Origin of the sequence: Oribacterium sp. P9 (assembly GCF_046365365.1) — a bacterium.
GTDB lineage: Bacteria > Bacillota > Clostridia > Lachnospirales > Lachnospiraceae > Oribacterium.
The window spans coordinates 55,829-76,434 of the sequence record NZ_JBKEIS010000001.1 but is presented as its reverse complement, the minus strand read 5'-3'; the positions used below and the strand labels follow the sequence as shown (position 1 = coordinate 76,434).

Here is a 20,606-nt window from a genome sequence, read left to right as displayed (position 1 = left end):
GAGATTTTTTCATCCCCTGGCACCTGGCAGAAAGGGGTCTGACCCCTGTCCATCCATGCACGACTTGAACTGAATCTGGCTGACAATCTGATAGCAAAAAAGGAGCCGCAATCTGCGACTCCTTTTGTTCAGTCTACGACACCACCCTCAACGACCATGGAATCCGGGTTGGTATCCTCACCGAATACGGCCTTCAAGGTCTCATCATAATCCTTGTGGAAGAAGTTTTCCTCACCGAGTGTCTTGATCTCATCGTTCAGGAAATCGAGCACGGTGCTGTTGCCCTTTGCGACTGCGGCTGCGATGGTGTCATAATCGCCGAGGGTCTCGATACCCACTGTGAAGCCAGGATTTGCCTTCGCCCATGCGATGACCTCTGTGTTATCGGTGGAGAATGCATCGCCTCTGCCATCGAGGAGCGCGTTGTACGCATCGGCATACGCATCATACTTCTGGAGCTTCACCTCCGGGTAGTTCTTCTCGAAATAGGTCTCTGCCGTGGTTCCCTTTGCGACGATGAGGGTCTTATCCTTCAGCTCATCGATGGAGCTGATGACCGCGCTGTCCGGTGAAACGACGCCGAGTGCGACCTTCATGTACGGAAGTGCGAAGTCGACCTGCTCCTTTCTTTCCGGTGTCACGGTGAAGTTTGCGAGGACAATGTCTACCTTACCGGTCGCCACGTACTCTACGCGAGACGCAGGGTCGAGGGAGGTGAACTCTACGTTTACGCCGAGGTCATCTGCGATTCTGTGTGCATAGTACACATCATAGCCCTGGTACTCACCCTTATCATCGACATAGCCGAATGGTGCCTTATCTGAGAAAACGCCGATCTTTACGGTTCCGGACTGCTTGATCTCGTCAAGTGTACGGAAATTACCGCTTGCAGCTGCGCTGGTCTCAGCCGCCGCTTCTGTTGCGGCAGGGGTAGTTGTGTCTGTCGCAGCCTCTGTGGCAGCCTTCGCCGCGGCAGTGGTTGCGTCCGGTGTAGAGGAAGCGCCGCATGCAGCCAGACTCGCTGCTGCTACGATGGCGGTAAATGCTGCAAATACTGACTTTTTCATAATTTTTCTCCTTTTTTGATATTGTTCAGCATCTTCATGTCGATCTGTCAGATTCGCTACGCCAGGCGTCCTGTAACAGGGGCTTCTCCTGAGCGTCGACCATCCTTCTCTGATCGGTCATGCGCTGAACGGCTGATTAGAATGTTATGTAAATGTATATATGTTCATCTGCGTTCGCTTTCCGGACAGCTGCCGCAGGATAAACCACCTCACTCCACATCGTTCTTTCGCTTCTTCGCGACGAACTCGAAGTTCTCGAGGAACTCCTTCGCACGTTCGCTCTTCGGACGGGTGAAGAAATCTTCTGGCGTCGCCTCCTCGACGATATGACCGTCATCCAGGAAGATGATCCGGTCGGCGATGGCTCTCGCGAAGGCCATCTCATGAGTGACGATCAGCATTGTCAGACCCTGCTCCGCGAGCTCGAGCATAACGTCGAGTACCTCACGAACCATCTCCGGGTCCAGCGCCGCGGTGACCTCATCAAACAGCATCATCTCCGGATGCATCTCGAGGGCCCGCACGATCGCGACACGCTGCTTCTGTCCACCGGACAGCATACGCGGATAGGCGTTTTCCTTATCGGCGAGTCCGACGCGCCGAAGAAGCTCTCTGGCCTCCTTCTCCGCATCCGCCTTCGAACGCTTCTGCACCTTCTGCGGTGCCATCGTGATGTTATCGAGGATCGTTTTATGTGGGAAAAGATCATAGCTCTGGAACACCATGCCGATCTTCTGCCGGTACTTCGACATCTCCGCACTGCTCTTTCCCGAGATTTCCTCTCCGTCGAGGGCGATACTTCCATGATGGATCGTCTCGAGACCATTGATGCAGCGGAGCAGTGTCGACTTTCCGCAGCCGGATGGTCCGAGCAGGACGACGACCTCGCCCTTCCTTACGTCGAGATCGATCCCCCGGAGTATCTCGAGCTCGCCGAACGATTTATGCAGATCTTTAATTGAAAGCTGTATGTCAGCCATATCACCTGTTTCCTTTCTACGGGAGTTTATGGGGTCAGTTTACGTGAGTTTATGGGGTCTGACCCCATTAAATTTTTCTAAACAGAATCTAAACCGGAATTTATGGGGTCAGACCCCCTTACGAAAACCTTAATTTTTCCAGCGCTTCTCGAGATAGCGGGCCAGCATTGAGATCGGCCAGCAGGAGAAGAAGTAGAGGAAGAAGACGACGCCGTAGATCGGGAGCGCCGCGGTCGGGTAGGCGAAGCGGTTCGCGTCGATGATCTGCTGTCCGGTCTTCAGGACCTCCACGACGCCGATCAGGACGATCAGGGAGGTGGTCTTGATCATACGGGTGATGAGGTTGATCGCCAGCGGGATCAGGCGGCGCAGCGTCTGCGGGATGATGACGTAGAGGCTGGTCTGCAGCGGGGTCATCCCAAGCGCCGCTGCACTCTCGTACTGGTGCTTCGGGATACTGATGAGGGCGCCTCGTACGAGGTCTCCCATCTCTGCGGTGCCCCAGAGGACGAAGACAATGACGGCACTGAGCTCACCGGAGAGATTGATTCCGAAGGCCCGGGTCGTGCCGAAGTACACGATGAAAAGTAATACCAGCTGCGGCATGATACGGACGAAATCGAGGTACACGCGGCTCAGTGCCTTCGTGACCGGATTCTTCCTCGTCATGAGCATACCGAAGAGGATGCCCAGTGGGATGGAAATCAGTACGGCGATGAGGGAGATACGGATGGTCACCCACAGTCCGCCCAGCAGTCGGATGAAATTATTTCCCTTAAACAGGATCGAGATCGCCGGTGCCTTCTTCTGGTCTGCGGCCGCCTGTGCGGCGGCGATGGCCTCCGGTGTGGCAGCGGCCAGCAGCTTCATCCCGAGGCCGCGGAAGCTGTCCGCGAAGTGCAGAAGCTCGAGGCCGAACGCATTGGCAACGTGATTAATGGCCGAATCCAGCATAGCGCAGCCTCCTTTCAAGTACGGTTCCGAGGATGGAAATCGGAAGCAGGATGATGAGGTAGGCGATGACCAGCATGCCGAGGGCTTCCGGGGTCTTATAGTAGAGACCGATGAGGTCCTTCGCGACGTACATAAGGTCCGCCAGGGCGATGCCGCTGAACACGGAGGTTTCCTTCAGAAGGAAGATGACATTCGCCACGAGAGACGGCACCGAAACGGCCATGGCCTGTGGGAGAATGACACTCCACATCGTCTGCACCGGAGTCATCCCGAGGCTGAGTGCTGATTCCTTCTGGATCGGCTCGACGGTTTCGAGACCGGAACGGAAGGCTTCGGTCATGTAGGAGCCGCCGAGGAAGGCGAGTCCGACGATACCGCAGAGCTCCGCGGACCAGCGGATGCCGATCTTCGGAAGACCGAAATACAGGAAAAAGAGCTGTACGAGCAGCGGCGTGTTGCGGCTGAGCTCGACATAAACGGAAACGATGTGGCGCAGCACCGGGATCCGGTAGTACTCGACCGCGCTGCACAGGATACCGACGACGGTCGCGAGCACGATGCCCAGGGCACCAATCGTAAGCGTCAGTCGCGCAGCCTCGACGTACATCGGAATGTACTGCTGAATAAACTGAAAATCCAAACTTTTGCTCCTCTCACAGATCTGCTTAACCTTGGATGCCCGTAAGAAATATTTTCCATTTCTTACAGTTTTTACGGTCGTCGAGGAAAGCTACCGTCGCTTTTCTCACCACTTCTGTAAAAAAGAAAAAAGGACCCGCGATGTGCGAGTCCTCTTCGTCCCAATCAAAACAGATCCTCTATTTCTAAATAGATCCTATCTTCCCGGATGAAATTCAACGCACATCAAAGACGCCCTATGGCAAGCCATACAGCAGCAACAGCAACAACATGTATTCATATTACGGTTGCTTCTGAACGTCATGTGCGTTTCCTCCTGAAAGATTTTTCCGGCAGGTCTAATTCCTACTTCCCTACTGGAATTTGCTTAACTTTATCACCATGAAGTGCTGCCGTCAATGCTTTCGACCGGATTCTGCTATCACCATTCGGAATAGAAGTGAAAACCCCGACGGTGTGTATGCGCACGGATCTCTCTTGAAAAAACTGCAGTACACTGGTACTCGCAGCCTGTACTGAATCCGAAAACTTGAAAACCCCGACATGCCATGCACGCCGGGGTTTTCAGGTTCATTTTTCAGGATAATAGTAAAAAATACTGAAAACAGTATTTCATCGCGATTACAGAATGTCGATGTGCTCACCGGCGAGGGCCTTGTTCATGCTGCGGACAGCACAGAATTTACCACACATACTGCAGGTATCGCTGTGGTCGTCCTCCGGGAGACGGTCATTACGGATCTTCTTTGCGGTCTCCGGATCGAGTGCACACTCGAACTGTGCGTCCCAGTCCAGGGCCTTACGTGCATCGGCCATCTTATCGTCGATGTCACGCGCGTGCGGGATCCCCTTCGCGATATCCGCTGCGTGGGCCGCGATCTTCGAAGCGATAATGCCCTGCTTTACGTCCTCAAGATTCGGAAGTGCGAGGTGCTCTGCCGGTGTGACATAGCAGAGGAAGGATGCGCCGTTCATCGCGGCGACAGCACCACCGATGGCTGCCGTGATGTGATCATATCCCGGTGCGATATCCGTCACGAGCGGTCCGAGAACATAGAACGGTGCGCCCATGCAGAGGGTCTTCTGTACTTCCATATTTGCAGCGATCTGGTTCAGTGGCACATGACCCGGACCCTCGACCATGACCTGAACGTTATGTGCCCATGCACGCTTCGTGAGTTCACCGAGACGTACGAGCTCCTCGATCTGGCATACATCGGTCGCATCCGCGAGACAGCCCGGACGGCAGGCATCGCCGAGGGAAATGGTGACATCATACTCCTCACAGATATCGAGGATCTCGTCGAAGTACTCGTAGAACGGGTTCTCCTGACCGGTCATACTCATCCATGCGAATACGAGGCTTCCGCCACGGCTGACGATGTTCATCTTACGCTGGTGCTTGCGGATCTGCTCGATGGTCTTCCGGGTGATACCACAGTGCAGGGTTACGAAGTCGACACCATCCTGTGCATGCAGACGGATGACGTCGAGGAAATCCTTCGCGGTCAGGGTATCGAGGTCACGCTGGTAATGAATGACGCTGTCGTAGACCGGCACGGTACCGATCATCGCCGGGCACTCCTTACAGAGCTTCTGACGGAACGGCTGCGTATTTCCATGGCTGGAGAGATCCATGATGGACTCCGCACCCATACGAACAGCACTCATCACCTTCTCCATCTCGAGATCATAATCCTTCATATCTCTCGACACACCGAGGTTTACATTGATCTTCGTCCGAAGCATCGAGCCGACACCCTCCGGATCCAGGCAGGTATGGTTCTTGTTTGCGCAGATCGCGACCTTACCCTCTGCCACCAGCTGACGAAGCTTCTCCTCCGTCATATGCTCCTTCTCTGCGACGATCTTCATCTGCGGCGTTACGATACCCTTCCGCGCCGCATCCATCTGTGTTGTATAATTCTGCATATTTTCTCCTTTTTTTCTCCTTTTTCTGATTCGGGATCAGCCATCATCTGTTCAGCCGCCAGACCATGACTCTGGAAAACAGCGTTTCCGCATCCTCAGGATGCCTCGCATCATGGCCTTTCTTCTGAACATATAAAAAGAGAACACCCGCAGGTGTTCTCTCAGATCCATAAACGTACAGAAGACGTCTCATCCTAAGTATTTACCTACGTTGGCATTATCCAAATCAGGTTGCGGGTCGAGATTTCTGAATCTCCTCTCAGCCGACAGCAGTCAGCTCCCCTCTTTATAATTTTGCATTTGTTAAATTATAGAACGCCTGCCTCCTGTTGGCAAGGCCAGGAAGAAAAAAGATTCAGCAAAAGATTCAGCATCCGTCTTCCTTCGCCCAGCCGTAAGCATACTTGACGGCCTTGTTCCAGCCCTTGATCTTCTTCGCTCTGTCCTCGTCAGAGATCTTCGGCTCGAAGGTCTTATCGATCGCCCAGTTCTTGATGACGTCTTCCTTGCTGGTCCAGTAACCGACGGCGAGCCCTGCAAGATAGGCTGCGCCCATCGCGGTGGTCTCTACGCACCGTGGGCGCTCTACCGGAGCATCGATGATGTCAGACTGCGTCTGCATCAGGAAGTCGTTGGCACTTGCGCCACCGTCTACCTTGAGGGCTGCCAGCTCGATACCGGCGTCTGCCTTCATGGCGTTCAGCACGTCATTTACCTGATACGCGATGGACTCCAGCGTTGCACGGATGATGTGATATTTATTCACGCCACGTGTGATGCCGACGATGGTTCCTCTTGCGTACTGATCCCAGTGCGGCGCGCCGAGGCCGGTAAATGCCGGAACGACATAGCATCCGTTGGTATCCTTTACCTTCTTCGCCATATACTCGGAGTCCGGTGAAGAATCGATGATCCGAAGCTCATCTCTCAGCCACTGAACCGCTGCACCTGCGACGAAGATGGAACCCTCGAGTGCGTAATTTACCTTGCCGTCGAGTCCCCATGCGATGGTGGTTACGAGACCGTTCTTAGAGAAGATCGGCTTCTCACCGGTATTCATCAGCATGAAGCAGCCGGTTCCATAGGTGTTCTTCGCCTCACCAGGATGGAAGCAGGTCTGTCCGAAGAGCGCCGCCTGCTGGTCACCGGCTGCACCTGCGATCGGGATCGCGCCACCGAGGTACGAAGGATCTGACTCGCCGTATACGCAGCTGGACGGCATCGGTGTCGGCAGCATGCACTTCGGGATATCGAGCTCTGCGAGGATCTCATCATCCCACTCCAGTGTGTTAATGTTAAAAAGCATCGTACGGGAAGCGTTGGAATAATCGGTTACATGAACGTGGCCCTTGGTCAGCTTCCAGATCAGCCATGTCTCGACGGTACCGAATAAGAGCTCACCCTTCTCTGCTCTTTCTCTTACACCCTCTACGTGATCGAGAATCCACTTCACCTTCGTGCCTGAGAAGTACGCATCGATGACGAGACCGGTCTTCTCTCTGAACTTATCGGTGAGGCCCTTCTCCTTCAGACTGTCACAGTACTCGGAGGTTCTGCGGCACTGCCATACGATCGCGTGATATACCGGCTCGCCGGTTTCCTTATCCCATACGATGGTGGTCTCTCGCTGGTTGGTGATACCGATACCTGCGATATCCTCTGCAGTGGCACCGATCTTATTGATCGCCTCGACGGCTACACCGAGCATGCTCGCCCAGATCTCCTCTGCATCATGCTCTACCCAGCCCGGCTTCGGGAAGTACTGTGTGAACTCACGCTGTGCCACGCTGCACATCTCACCCTTCTCGTTGAACAGGATACACCGGTTACTCGTCGTTCCCGCATCCAGCGCCATTACATACTTCGCCATCTCTTTTCTCCTTGTGAGGTCATGTCACATGTAGTCTACGGATAACCAGCTTAAGATAAACTGACAGGAGAATGATACCACAGATATCACTGCAAAATCAAAATCCGGCTATTTCCTCAGTTCTGCGATTCGGCGGTTCAGGGTGCTTCGGGAAATCGAAAGACTTCTGCAGATTTCTTTCTGCGTCTTTCCGGCCTCCAGGAGCTCCCGTATCTTTTTCATCTCATACTCTTTTGAAGAAATGTCTGGACGCTCGTCTTCAGAATGTGCCACAAATCCATCCTGCAAAACAGCCATCTCGAGCTGGGTATTCAGTTCATTGATCTCCAGTCCCATCAGCCGTTCATAATCCTCAGGCGCAATCGACAGCACAGGTCGTGCCTTTTCATGGAGACGTCCGTAATAATCCAGCATACTTTTTGCATAGCGCAGAAACAGCGCACGGTCTGTATGAACCGTGTGTACCGGCTTCAGGCAATGTTCCTTCATGGTCTCATACAGTTTCCAGCTGAACATCCCGGTCTGACAGAGCTCCTCCAGATTTTTATCCGTGCAGAACATGATCCGCACAGATTCCAGATCCCTCCGCTTTTTCCGATTCGCAATCAGTTTCGCGAGATACTCCTGATAGCAGAGCTGCATTCGCTCTGGATAGTGGATGACGACCGTTCCCTCATTGTTATTCTGCAGCAGCCCATCTTCTCCGAACAGATAATCCGACAGATAATCCTGGTAAATGCTGGAACTGCGCATGATCAGGATATCCTTCAGTTTGCGGCTCGATTCGTTGTGAATCGCCTTCGCAAGAAGCTCATTGATCTCCATGTCATCGGTATTGATCAGAATGGTGTCGTGATTTTCCAGTGCATAGTTCCTAGCCTGTTTCAACAGATCCGCATCGCAGATGTTTTCGAGAAAATCGAAGGTGATGTAGCTTCCATTGGCAAACTGCACTGACTCCTTCTGAATCTCACTGTATTTACGAAAGGTAAACAGCATGGTCGCGCCGTGCTTATGCTCAAACGTCGGTTTGACGTTGATGATTCCATAGAAATGGTTTCGCTGAATGGCCGCTTTCACCATCTGGCCTTTTCGCTCCGGTGTCCGGAACGTTTCCTGAATCGACTCATACGGAAACAACTCCTGGATCCGTTTTCCCAGAAGCGGCTCCGTGATCCAGAACTGCTTTCGAAAAGCCTCGTTTGCAAACAGAATATTTCCATAATAATCCGTGTACACCAGCGCCGTATCATTGGCATCGAGGATACTTTTCAACTCGTCATTTTTCTCTTCTATGATCCTGGAGTACTGGCTGTCCGTAATCTTGGAGGCGATCAGATCGGCCATGCTGTGCATGAAGGTAACCGTGGATGTAATCTTTTTAAACAGCGCTTTTCCTGTGTCTTTCGGAAGAATCAGGGCGATGACACCGATGGTCCGGTTATCGAGGCGAATCGGCACGCCCACAAAGGATTCCATCTTGCAGTTATGATATTCCGTACACTGTCGGCAGCTTTCTTTATCTTTCTTCCGTTCGATCAGCAGATCCTTATTATCATAAAAAACCTCCGCGATCAGCGAACCGATTTTGATATCCTGATACAGGGAAAAATACTGGAACGCGCTACCGATGACATTCATGTCTGCGTCGGTGATGATGACATCGGTTTCCAGCACATCTGAGATGGTCCGTGCGAAATCATCAAATTCTGTCTTATGCTCACCCTTAAACTTCATTTCATTCTCCGTAATACAGGTAAGCCCGGGAAAGCCACTCAGTGGCTTTCCCGGACCTTCCTCATCTCATGTTGTTATTTTGTGTACTCCGCCGTAATCTGACGAATCAGCTCTAATCTCTCTGGCGCAATATCCGAAGCGATGGTGCAGTCCGCGCCGATGGCAACGCCCTTTGTTCCTGCCTCATCGAGAATCTTCCTGATTTCCGCTCTTAACTCTTCCTCTGTTCCAGTATAGAGGATGCTTCCCTCTGCATTGTCGAAACCACCGATGACCGGCTTGTCACCGAGGATCTTCTTTCCTTCGCCGAGGCTGATTCCCTCAGAATATACCGCCCAGTTGTACGCAGCAACCGGATAGTCCTTATACCAGCTTAAGTGATTGGTATATTTTCCATATCCGCAGATATGAAGGATGGTATTATCTGCAAACTGGTTGATGTAGTTTAATACATCCAGGTCCAGTGGCTCTACCAGCTTCTTATGACCATCGTGTGTCAGCATCTTATCCTGTACACACTGTACACTGTAGTAAATACCGTCGATGGAGGTCTCCTCGAACAGCTTCTTCACGAGGATCTTGGTGTCCTCTGCGATGCATCTCGCCGCCTTCTCCATCACCTCCGGGCTCTCGTGGAACAGTCTGACGAACTTCTTGAAGTCCTCGTCATACTCCTCGAAACGAAGACGGATGTACTGAAGCGGGGAGAAAAGGTTGTAATACTTATAAATATCATCTCCTGCATACTCGCAGATCTCCTTCACATACTCAACCTGCTTTGTGATCCACGGATGATCTGCTCCCACAGACTCCACCTTATCCAGATCCTCCACCGAAGTGATGGTCTTGCGGCAGACAGATGGATGGCCGAAGAAACCATCGGACATGATCTTTAAGAAGTCCGGCTTTACCTCGTCGATGTACTTCTTCTGCTCCGTTACGACGGTGTTGTAGATGTCCGGATCCGCACCGCTGTAATGGTTATGGAAAGATACGAAGTGATGCCAAAAGGCTGCCGGTACTCGATCTTCCGTTTCGTTCTTTAAAAATGCCTCAAAAACCGCTTTTCTATCGTCTGTCATACAATTCTCCTTTTCCTTCACCTGCCTTGAAATCCAGTGAATTCTTCCATCATTGATATTATTCGGAATCGAACAGTCCGCACCCATGATGTAGCCACGATGTCCGTTTTCCCGGATGAGCTGATTTACAAATCTGCAGACCTCTTCCTCGGTGCCTCTGTCGATCAGGGTATCCGGGTTGTTGTCAAAGCCGCCCAGCACGCACTTGCCTGGGAACAGCTTACGGCCTTCCTCGATGCTGATACCCTCGGTGAAGGTCGCCCAGTTATATGCCTTAGCCTCATAATCCTGATACCAGCTCAGGTTGTTTGTGTGATGCGCGTATCCGCAGATGTGGAGGATATTGTAATCACTCAGCTTGTTTGCGGTCTCCAGCACACGGGTCTCGGTCGGGCGGATCAGACGGTCATAGGTCTCACGGTCATACATACTGCTCTGTACATTCTGTACGCAGTAGTAAATTCCGTCAAGCTTTGTCTCCGTCAGAAGCTTCGTCACCAGGATCTCCAGGTCTTTCTGAATCTCCATGCCGGCCTGATGAAGTTCCTCCGGGAAGTGCTCTGCGAGGTATACAAAGCGGTCATATTTCAGATCATAAAAGTCCAGGCGGATTCGGATGACCTGAAGCGGAGCGAACACGTTGTAGAAGGTCATGACCTTATCGCCGAACATGTCGACCAGGCGGCGCACATGCTTCACCTGCTCCGTAATCCACGGATGATCCGGTCCGATGCTCTTGATGGCCAGAAGATCTTCCGCTGTTTCCAGATGGTTGTTCATCACTGGCGGATATCCCATGAAGCCCTCGTTCATGAGCTTCATCATATCCGGCTCGATCGTCTCAAAATAGCGCTTGTGGCCTTCTACGATCTTTTCAAGAATCTCTGGATGCTCCAGTCCCTGGAACTGATCTTTCCCGAGTACAAAGTGATGCCAGAATCCCATCGGAATACGGTATGTCTCTTTATTGTCCATGGCATCTTTCAGAAGCTGCCGTTTATTCTCGCTCATAGATGCGACTCCTTATTTTCTTATTCTGTGATTTTTCCAGCTGCGTAATCCATCAGTGTAGCGATCTGGTAGGACATCGTAACTGCGCCCGGATCCAGATTGCCCAGTCCGCGGTTTGCCTGATAGCTTGCGCGGCCTCGGATAGCTTCCATATTCTTGGTATTCTCTGCGCCGTCTTCAGCAGCCTTCTTTACAAGTGCACATAACTCTGCAGACGGCGTTCCGTTTGCGAGGCACTCCTCGTAGGTCTTCACTGCTGGTGCCAGGGAGTCGATCATGGTCTTGTAGCCTTCCTTTGCCTGGCCTCTTGCTACGATGGCATCCAGCATCGCCTTTAATACGGTGCACAGCTCTGCATCATGAAGAACCTCCACACCCTTTAATGCCTTCGCCGCAGCGATGTAAGCACTGCCGTACAGAACGCCGGAAGAACCGCCGATAACTGACATCATGATCTTACCGATCTCCTTGAACTCATCCGAAAGCTCCATGACTTCCAGACGATCGATGTTCTTTACCAGGTTCTCAAAGCCCATGTTGATGTTGGTCCAGTGATCACCATCACCGGTAATGCTGTCCAGCCCGGTAATATAGTCACCCTTTGAATGGATCAGCTCATAGGCCAGCTTAATATACTCTGTATAATCTTTTGCAGTTAACGTAAACATGATTTATTTCCTCCATCAGATCTTAAGTGCCGGCGTGTCACACGGAGCATCCAGCAGTTCCTTCAGTTCATCATCCAGCTTCATCAGGGTAACCGATGCACCCGTCATATCGATGGCGGTGCAGTAGTTTCCTACGAAGGTACGGTAGGCCTTGATGCCCTTTTCCTTCAGAAGCTTCTGTACTTCCAGATTCAGGATGTAAAGCTCCATCAGCGGCGTTCCACCGAGGCCGTTCACTAATACAGCTACCTCGCTCCCTGTGTAATCATAATCCGCCAGAATGCGGCCAACCAGAATCTCTGCGATTTCCTTTGCAGTCTTGATCTTGGTCGTCTCAACACCCTGCTCTCCATGGATACCCATACCGATCTCGATCTCATCGTCTGCAATCTGGAAACCAGGCTTGCCGACGGCCGGAAGGGTGCACGGCGTCATGGCCACACCCATGGTACGGATATTGCGCACCGCCTTCTCCGCTGCTTCCTTGACTTCTGCGAGACTTGCGCCCTGCTCTGCCTTTGCACCTGCGATCTTATGTACGAATACAGTACCAGCGATGCCTCTTCTTCCGGTTCCCTCTTCTCTGTCCGGAACAGCCACATCGTCCTTTACAACGACCTGTGCCACCTCGATATCATCCATTTCTGCGAGGTCTGCGGAAAGACCGAAGTTCATGATATCACCGGAATAGTTCTTGATGACCATCAGTACACCCTTACCACAGGAAACCTGCTCGATCGCGCTTCCGATACGGTCTGGACTTGGTGAAGAGAAGACGTTACCGGAAATGGCCGCATCCAGCATACCCTTTCCTACGAAACCTGCGTGCAGTGGCTCATGACCTGCGCCACCGCCGGAGATCACCGCAACCTTGTCGGTCTTCTTTTCTTTTCTGCTGATGACTTCCATCTTCGGTGTGTACACCAGCTTATCCGGGTACGCTGCCTGCATGCCCATCAGAGCCTCACTTACTACGTCTGTCGGATTGTTAATAATCTTTTTCATAACATACATCCTTTCCTGATTTTTGCCTTATGCCATACCGAGATAAGCTTTCTTTACCATCGGATCATTTGCAATGTCGCTGGCCTTGCCAGACATACTTACGAGACCGTTTTCCAGTACATACGCTCTCTGAGAAACCTGAAGTGCCATATTCGCATTCTGCTCGATCAGAAGAACCGTAACGCCCTGCTCGTTGATCTTTTTGATCATGTCGAAAATCATCTCTACGAAGTTCGGCGCAAGTCCTAAGGACGGCTCGTCCAGCAGAATCATCTTCGGGTTTGACATCAGTGCCCGTCCTACCGCCAGCATCTGCTGCTCGCCGCCGGACAGGGTACCTGCCTGCTGTGTGATACGCTCCTTCAGACGTGGGAATAATTTATATACTCTCTCATAGGATTCCTTGATCTTATTCTCGTCCTTCACAACGAACGCACCGATACGCAGGTTTTCCTCTACGGTAAGCTCCGGGAATACCTCACGTCCCTCCGGCGAAATACCAATGCCTGCTTTCGTCATTGCATGTGCAGGTAGATGCGTGATATCTTTTCCGTCAAATGTAATCGTACCGCTGCTCGACTTGACGATGCCAACGATCGAATTTACAAGCGTTGTTTTTCCGGCGCCGTTACTGCCGATCAGGCAGACGATCTCGCCCTCATCTACTTCCAGGCTGATGCCCTTTAAGGCGTGGATCGCGCCGTAATTGGTGTGCAGATCATCAATTTTTAGCAGCATTATTCGAACCTCCCAGATATACGTCGATAACCTTCTGATTCTTTGCGATCTCTTCCGGAAGTCCTTCCGCGATCGGCTTTCCATGGTCGATGACATAAATACGGTCCGAAATATTCATAACTACACTCATATCATGCTCGATCATAAGAACAGTGTAACCCTGCTTCTTTAAAAGTCGGATGAACTCCATCAGTTCGTGCGACTCCTGCGGGTTCATGCCTGCTGCCGGCTCATCAAGCAGAATCAGCTTTGCACCGGTAGCGATTGCACGGGCGATCTCCAGCTTTCTCTGATCGCCGTAAGGAAGGTTCGATGCATAATCATCCTTCCGGTCGTAAAGGCCTACTTCCTTCAGAACCTTCAGTGCATCATAGGTAATTGCATCTTCCTCTTCTCTGAATTTCTTTGTTCTGAAAATAGAAGAAGCAAAGTCATATTTTGTTTTGATATGTGCACCAACAAGTACATTTTCGATTACCCGCATATCCGAGAAAAGGCGGATATTCTGGAATGTTCTTGAGATACCTTTTTTTACGATATCTCTCGGGTTTATGCTCTGGATTTCTTCACCCTTAAACTTGATGGTACCCTCATCTACTTTATAAACTCCGGTCAGCATGTTGAATACGGTCGTTTTTCCTGCTCCGTTCGGTCCGATAATACTGATGACCTCACCCTCGTGAACCTTGAAGCTGACATTTTCCACCGCAACAATGCCACCGAATCGTTTCGTTATTCCCTTGACCTCTAATAACAAATCTTCTCTAGCCATTGTGCCTCCATCCGTTCCCAACTCGTTCTATTACACGTTTGCCTCTTCACCGTTCATCTTCGCCTGCACCTTCTGAGATAATTTATAAGGTAAGGTCGATTTCCATCCCAGTAATCCTTCTGGACGGAAACGCATCATCAGAACCAGGATGACGCCATAGAGAACGAAGCGGTATTTCATAAGGCTTCTGGAAATCTCCGGGAAAGCAACCAGAACGATTGCTCCTACAAACATGCCTCTGAGAGTTCCCATACCGCCTAAAATAACGATACTTAAAATCAGGGTTGAAACATCAAAGTTAAATGTATTCGGATCGATATAACCGATCAGGGAAGAATACAATGCTCCGCCCAGTGCGCAGATCATGGCCGAAATAACAAATGCCAGGATCTTATATTTTGTGATATTGATTCCCATCATGGTGCTGGCCATCTCATCGGTTTTGATCGCTCTGAGCGCTCTTCCGGTCTTCGACTGGATCAGTGCTCTGCAGAACAGAGCGATCAGCACGATCATGATCAGAATCAGGAAATACATACCATTGTTTGCCACCGTCAGCTTCATGCCGAAGATCTGTGGCTTCGGGATATTTTTTACGCCGAGTGTACCATTCGTTACACTCTGCCAGTTCATCAGAACCATCTTGACGATCTCACCAAATCCCAGGGTGATGATGGAAAGGTACGTTCCGGTTACACGTAATGTAGGCAGTCCTACCAGCACGCCGATGACGGCAGCCACCAGCATTCCGATGATCATCGCTGGGAAAAAGGACCATCCCAGGGTGACAGCTAAAAGTGATGCTGTGTAAGCTCCGATGGCGACGAAGCCTGCATGCCCCAGCGATACTAGACCGGTATAGCCGGTCAGGATATTGAGACCCAGTCCAAGGATCGCGTAACATCCGATTTTTGCAACGACCGTCAGAAAATACTGGTTCTTTGCCACGAACGGCAGTGCAATCAGAAGAACAGCCAGAACGCCCCAAAGGATCTTTGCGTTCTTCGCTGTAAACTGTTCGAACGAAGAAAGCAGTGTACTATTATCTTTTTTCATCTTTATCCTCCAAGTATCGTTACGGTGTCTTATACCTTGGTGATGCCCTTCTTACCAAACAGACCGTTCGGACGAATGATCAGCACCAGGATCAAAATGATAAATGCTACAGAATCGCGGTAGGTAGAGCCGAAGAAGGCAACCGCCATACACTCGGAAACACCGATAATCAAACCGCCCAGGATCGCGCCCGGAAGACTTCCGATACCGCCGAGAACGGCCGCTGCAAAGGCCTTTAAGCCGGCCATGAATCCCATGTTCGGATAAACGATTTCGTAATAACCGCCAACCAGCGCACCGGCGAGTGTTGCAGATACACCTGCGAGGAAGAATGTAAAGCTGATGACAAAGTTTACATCGATGCCCATCATCTTTGCGGCCTTTGCATTCTGCTGACTGGCTCTCATCGCAAGACCGATCTTGGTTTTAAATACGATGAATACGAGGATCAGCATCAGCACGACCGACACCACGCACATCATGATCTGTGTCAGTGTGATGGAAATAGAACCGATCTTGATCATGCCGTAACCGAAGATGTTCGGGAAGTTTCTTTTCTCTGAACCGAGAAAAACAATCAGGAGGTTGGTGATGATGTTGGAAATACCGATGGTCGTAATCAGAGATGCGATTGGCGGTGAGCCCTTTTTACGAAGCGGCTCCAGTGCGATCTTATCGATCATGATACCTAACGCACCGGTTACGAACATACTTAAGAGAATCCCTGGTACGATGCCGAATTTCATACTTACGATGAATACCATGGCGATTTCCGCGCCAAACGCGTAAATGGAACCATGTGAGAAATTGACCAGTCGAAGGATTCCGAATATCAGCGAATAACCGACCGCTATTAACGCATATCCCATGCCCAGGGCTAAACCATTAAAAACCTGTTGAACAAGCATTGAGGCTCCTTTCGAAGATATAGTGAGAGCCGGAAAGCACGCTTTCCGGCTCTCTCAGATGTACTTACATAAATTTTTAAGTTTGCTTATTTCATTTTAACGAACTTGCCATCTTCGATGGTTACCTTTACGAATGCCTTATCTACATCACCCGTTGCGTCAAACTTAGTCTGACCGGTAACGCCTGGATAATCCACGTTGTAAAGCGCATCCTTCACCTTATCGGACTCCGTAGTGCCTGCAGCTTCGATTGCGGTCAGCAGCATGCCTACAGAATCATATGCCTGAGAGGTCAGTGCAGATGGTGCGCTGCCGTACACATCGGTATACTGCTGTACATATGACTTAACCTCAGGATCATCAGAATCTGCAAAGAAGATAACCGGGAAGCATACACCGTTTACGGCGCTTCCACCAAGCTCCAGGAGCTGCTGGCTGTAGGCGTTAGAGAATGCGATGATGGCAACATCCGGATTCACCTGCTTGTACTGCTTTGCAACTGGTGCTACGAGGTTATACATACCACAGCAGATAACAGCCTCTGCCCCTGCCTCGTTCAGCTTTGCGATTGCTGCAGAATAGTCATCGGAGCCTTCCATCACTTCCTCATGTGCTACGACAGAAACGCCCTTATCGCTCATACCGTCGATGATGTCGGTGATGATCTTCGAGGTATTGGTTCCCCAGTCGGTCATGATGGAGATGATACCAATCTTCTTCTTGCCGAGGTCGTTAACTGCGATATCTACACTCGCACCACCCTCCTTGGAAATGACGGTGTTGTTTCTGAAGATATAGTCACCGATGGAAGAATAGTCCGGGTGAGAGGAAGACGGGGAAATCTCGATCACACCGTTTTCCTGGTAGATCGGCGCTGCGGTCATACATACGCCAGAAGCGAAATGTCCGATGACGCCGGCGATGTTGTCCTTATCCGATACGATCTTCTGTGCGATGGTGGTTGCTTCCTCAGAAGTATTCTTATCATCGTACTCAACGATCTTTACTTCTCTCCCCAGGCATCCGCCGTCCGTGTTCCACTTCTCTGCCATTAACTTGGCTGCGTTTGCGAATCCGATACCGTACTCTGAGTTGTCACCGGTCATCGGTCCTGCAACTGCGATGGTAATCGGATTCGATGTGTCCAGATTACCGCTGCCACCCTCTGCTGCTGCAGAAGTCGCTGCCTCTTCCTTCTTCGCTGCTGTGGTTTCCGGAGCCTTACCGGAACCGCCGGAGCACGCTGTCGTCAGCGCCATCGCTGCAGCGAGTGTTAACGAAAGTGCAATATGTCTTTTCTTCATATCTGTTTCCTCCTGATTTCGTGAACTTTCCCTGTTCACCTTTTCGCTTGTGATGTAATAATTTTACTTTTTTTCATCAGTAGAGTCAATGTATTTTGTGCATTATACTTATTTTTGCCGTTTCTCCATGACGATTATTTGTTTTATTTGTACATCTTGTTACATTATTACAAAGCTTTTTTAGATAGATGTGTCATTTTGAGACAAGCAGTAAACCGTGCACTTTAGAATTCTTTTGATTCATACCTAGCAGGCGCTCCTTTCATAATAAAAAAAGCCATCACATCCCTGTTTCAGGAACATGACGGCTTTGCCACCTAGTTATAATTTATATAAGGCTACCGTTATCAGTGCTGTTATCAATAACCTTATTTTTATCATTTTTATACTAAAGTCAACATTCATTGTCAAGCATAATTGATTTCTGCCTTTCATTCGTATATTATGCCACTATCCACACTTACATCCGAAGCAACAGTTCCTTCGCGACGACGTCACCGCCCTCCAGGTAGTAGCGCGGCACGCGCTTGCTGACCGCGCAGATGAGCTCGTACGGGATGGTGCCGGCGAGCTCCGCGAGCTTCTCGACCGGCTGCTGTGTGCCGAAGATCTCCACGACACTTCCGACGTCAACATTGGTCTTATCCGTAAGATCGATCATGCACATATCCATGCAGATCTTGCCACGCTGAGCGGCCGGACCATCGACGGTCATCAGGCTGCAGCGGTTCGACAGTACACGGAAGAAGCCGTCGGCATAGCCATACGGCACGACGCCGATGCGCTCCTTTTTCGTGGTCGTGTAGATGCCGCCGTAGCTGATATGCGTACCGGCCGGATAGATTTTAATCGTGCTGACCGTCGTCTTCAGTGACATGAGGGGCCGGAGGCCGAGCTTCTGCGCGAACTCGCCATAGCCGTACAGCAGGAGGCCCGGGCGCACCATATCGAGCCAGGTCTCCGGATAATACACGGTCGCACCGGTGTTGGCGCAGTGCCGGAGGAGGAAACGGTGCCCCCACTTCGCCTCGGCAGCTGCGATCACGTCCGTGAAAAGCTTAAACTGATGCTCGGTGTACGCCCGGCAGTCCTCGCCCGGCTCGTCGGCCACTGCGAAATGCGTGAAGATCCCCTCCGCCTCGAGGCCCGGCAGCCGGCACGCCTCCACGATCCCGTCGACGCCATGCTGGAAATAATCGCCGTCACAGATGTAGCCGAGTCGTGACATGCCGGTATCCACCTTGATATGGATCTTCAGCGTGCCGCCGTACTTCACCGCCTCCGCACTGTATTCATGCGCCTTCGCCTCACAGGTCACGGCCTGCGTGATGTTGAAACAGATCAGCCGGTCGACCTGCTCCTTCGGCGTGTGCCCGAGAATCAGAATCGGCATCGTGATGCCGTGAAACCGGAGCTCCATCGCTTCGTCAATGCTGGAGACCGCGAGGTAATCCGCGCCGAGCTCCTGCAGTTTCTTCGCGATATGTACCGAGCCATGCCCGTAGGCGTCGGCCTTCACCACACCGAGAAATTTCCGATCACGCCCGATATAGTCCCGGATCGTATGATAGTTGTAGCTCAGGGCATCGAGATCGATCTCCGCCCAGGTCCTCCGAAGTGTTGACGTCATATCTGTAGATTTCATCGCATGCAGCCTCCTTTGATACTCTAGTTATACCATGCTTTCAGCACACGAAACATTGAAATACTGCATGTTAAAATTCCATTGGAAGGTTTGCATAATCAATCGAATAAAAAAACTCGGCCGAAACCGAGTTTTTCTTTGGCATTTTTTATCCGATGCTGATCGACCAGCTGTTCGTATAGGTCTTCTCCGGCTCCACGGTGATGAAGTCCGGCTTCGTTTCGAATTCGTCGATGACGCCGTCCGTCGATGGGAGGGACGACCATGGTTCGATGCAGACGAACGGAGCGTCGGTCTCCGGGGCGTGCCAGATGCCGAGATACGGCATGTCCGGGAAGGTCACAGTGACCTTCTTCTCGTCCTTCTGCGAGCCCAGGGTGACGGTATGCGGCATATCCTTCAGGATGATCGCATCGTGGTCAAACAGGCGGTGTTGCAGCGGCAGATAGCGCCCTTCTTCCAGTGCGTAGTCATGCATGCCGCCGCTGATCGTATAGCGTTCAGTGAGCTCCATCTGCTTCGGGGTCGATACCTCATGGAAGTCGAGCCGGTAGTCCTCAAAACGGAGCGCCGGGTTCAGCGGCACATTGAAGCCCGGGTGAATGCCGTAGCCGAAACGCATGGTGCGCGCATCGCGGTTCCTCAGCTGAAACTTCACGTTCAGCATTTTTCCACATAAGCGATAGAAGATATCCACGGTCCAGTCGCGATCATAGAGCTGGCGAGTCGACGCATCCGACATAAGCTGTAGATGCAGGGAAGTCACCGTCTCTGCCTCAGCGCCAGCCTGACCTGCTACGTCTCCTGCCTGGTGGCCAGCTGCGCTCCACTGATCTGCGGCATCTCCTGCCGTCTCGGCTCCTGCCTGCACTTCTGTCCCCTGCTCCTCGCGCTCCACCTTCGTGAGCTCGTAATCCCTGAGGAATCCGTGCTGTCCCATCTCGTGCAGTGCGCCATCCATCCGGTACTGATTATTCGTGAGCCGCCCGATGCACGGGAACAGCTGCGGCGCGTGGCGCTTCCAGTACGTCGCATCTCCGCTCCAGATATACTCCGTCTGATCCGCATCCCGCAGGGACACGAGCTCTCCACCCTTACTCGACACCTGCACTTCCATCTCACTGTTCTTCAGTGTATAAATCATCGCTACCTCCTCAGGTCGTCATTTCTATAACGATATAACTATATCCTACTTTCAGATAGATGGAAAGCCCGGAAAACCTCCGTCGATGGCGGTT

The 20,606-nt window shown here is 51.4% G+C and carries 17 protein-coding genes and 1 riboswitch; all 17 genes read right to left on the bottom strand.

Going from position 1 to position 20,606, the window contains the following annotated elements; genetic code table 11:
* Positions 1 to 128: 128 nt before the first annotated feature.
* Positions 129 to 1,067 (bottom strand): cysteine ABC transporter substrate-binding protein, encoded by a 939-nt coding sequence (locus ACK8P7_RS00305; RefSeq protein WP_410042250.1) that lies wholly within the window; start codon positions 1,065 to 1,067, stop codon positions 129 to 131.
* A gap of 209 nt (positions 1,068 to 1,276) precedes the next feature.
* The gene (locus ACK8P7_RS00300) at positions 1,277 to 2,047 is read right to left on the bottom strand and encodes an amino acid ABC transporter ATP-binding protein (RefSeq protein ID WP_410042249.1); all 771 of its coding nucleotides are present in this window, start codon (positions 2,045 to 2,047) and stop codon (positions 1,277 to 1,279) included.
* Between the two features lie 129 nt (positions 2,048 to 2,176).
* Positions 2,177 to 3,001 carry an amino acid ABC transporter permease gene (locus ACK8P7_RS00295; RefSeq protein WP_410042248.1) on the bottom strand — a complete coding sequence of 275 codons (825 nt, stop codon included), beginning with the start codon at positions 2,999 to 3,001 and terminating at the stop codon, positions 2,177 to 2,179.
* Complete coding sequence (locus tag ACK8P7_RS00290; protein WP_410042247.1) at positions 2,982 to 3,641, bottom strand: amino acid ABC transporter permease; 660 nt, start codon at positions 3,639 to 3,641, stop codon at positions 2,982 to 2,984. Before ACK8P7_RS00290 ends, ACK8P7_RS00295 begins: the two co-directional genes overlap by 20 nt.
* A 620-nt stretch (positions 3,642 to 4,261) precedes the next feature.
* On the bottom strand, positions 4,262 to 5,572 hold the full coding sequence (thiC, locus tag ACK8P7_RS00285) for a phosphomethylpyrimidine synthase ThiC (RefSeq protein WP_410042246.1): 1,311 nt from the start codon (positions 5,570 to 5,572) through the stop codon (positions 4,262 to 4,264).
* A gap of 186 nt (positions 5,573 to 5,758) precedes the next feature.
* Positions 5,759 to 5,866: riboswitch (TPP riboswitch) on the bottom strand.
* Between the two features lie 73 nt (positions 5,867 to 5,939).
* Positions 5,940 to 7,442: a glycerol kinase GlpK gene (gene glpK, locus ACK8P7_RS00280; protein WP_410042245.1), complete on the bottom strand. Its 1,503-nt coding sequence runs from the start codon at positions 7,440 to 7,442 to the stop codon at positions 5,940 to 5,942.
* Between the two features lie 108 nt (positions 7,443 to 7,550).
* Entirely contained in the window at positions 7,551 to 9,179 is a 1,629-nt protein-coding gene (locus tag ACK8P7_RS00275) for a GAF domain-containing protein (RefSeq protein WP_410042244.1), read from the bottom strand.
* A gap of 74 nt (positions 9,180 to 9,253) precedes the next feature.
* The gene (locus tag ACK8P7_RS00270) at positions 9,254 to 11,272 is read right to left on the bottom strand and encodes a uroporphyrinogen decarboxylase family protein (protein ID WP_410042243.1); all 2,019 of its coding nucleotides are present in this window, start codon (positions 11,270 to 11,272) and stop codon (positions 9,254 to 9,256) included.
* A 20-nt stretch (positions 11,273 to 11,292) separates the two neighbouring features.
* Complete coding sequence (gene dhaL, locus ACK8P7_RS00265) at positions 11,293 to 11,940, bottom strand: dihydroxyacetone kinase subunit DhaL (RefSeq protein WP_410042242.1); 648 nt, start codon at positions 11,938 to 11,940, stop codon at positions 11,293 to 11,295.
* A gap of 15 nt (positions 11,941 to 11,955) precedes the next feature.
* Positions 11,956 to 12,945, bottom strand: a complete 990-nt coding sequence (gene dhaK / locus ACK8P7_RS00260) for a dihydroxyacetone kinase subunit DhaK (RefSeq protein WP_410042241.1) — start codon at positions 12,943 to 12,945, stop codon at positions 11,956 to 11,958.
* 27 nt (positions 12,946 to 12,972) lie between these two features.
* A complete protein-coding gene (locus ACK8P7_RS00255; RefSeq protein ID WP_410042594.1) occupies positions 12,973 to 13,680 on the bottom strand; it encodes an ABC transporter ATP-binding protein in 708 nt (235 codons plus the stop codon).
* Positions 13,667 to 14,455, bottom strand: a complete 789-nt coding sequence (locus ACK8P7_RS00250; RefSeq protein WP_410042240.1) for an ABC transporter ATP-binding protein — start codon at positions 14,453 to 14,455, stop codon at positions 13,667 to 13,669. The genes ACK8P7_RS00255 and ACK8P7_RS00250 overlap by 14 nt, the downstream gene beginning before the upstream one ends.
* Positions 14,456 to 14,485: 30 nt before the next feature.
* Positions 14,486 to 15,511, bottom strand: a complete 1,026-nt coding sequence (locus tag ACK8P7_RS00245) for a branched-chain amino acid ABC transporter permease (RefSeq protein ID WP_410042239.1) — start codon at positions 15,509 to 15,511, stop codon at positions 14,486 to 14,488.
* A gap of 29 nt (positions 15,512 to 15,540) precedes the next feature.
* Entirely contained in the window at positions 15,541 to 16,419 is an 879-nt protein-coding gene (locus ACK8P7_RS00240; RefSeq protein WP_410042238.1) for a branched-chain amino acid ABC transporter permease, read from the bottom strand.
* 86 nt (positions 16,420 to 16,505) lie between these two features.
* Positions 16,506 to 17,723: an ABC transporter substrate-binding protein gene (locus tag ACK8P7_RS00235; protein ID WP_410042237.1), complete on the bottom strand. Its 1,218-nt coding sequence runs from the start codon at positions 17,721 to 17,723 to the stop codon at positions 16,506 to 16,508.
* Positions 17,724 to 18,183: 460 nt separating this feature from the next.
* On the bottom strand, positions 18,184 to 19,368 hold the full coding sequence (gene alr / locus ACK8P7_RS00230) for an alanine racemase (RefSeq protein ID WP_410042236.1): 1,185 nt from the start codon (positions 19,366 to 19,368) through the stop codon (positions 18,184 to 18,186).
* 148 nt (positions 19,369 to 19,516) lie between these two features.
* Entirely contained in the window at positions 19,517 to 20,512 is a 996-nt protein-coding gene (locus ACK8P7_RS00225; RefSeq protein ID WP_410042235.1) for an aldose 1-epimerase family protein, read from the bottom strand.
* Positions 20,513 to 20,606 lie beyond the last annotated feature (94 nt).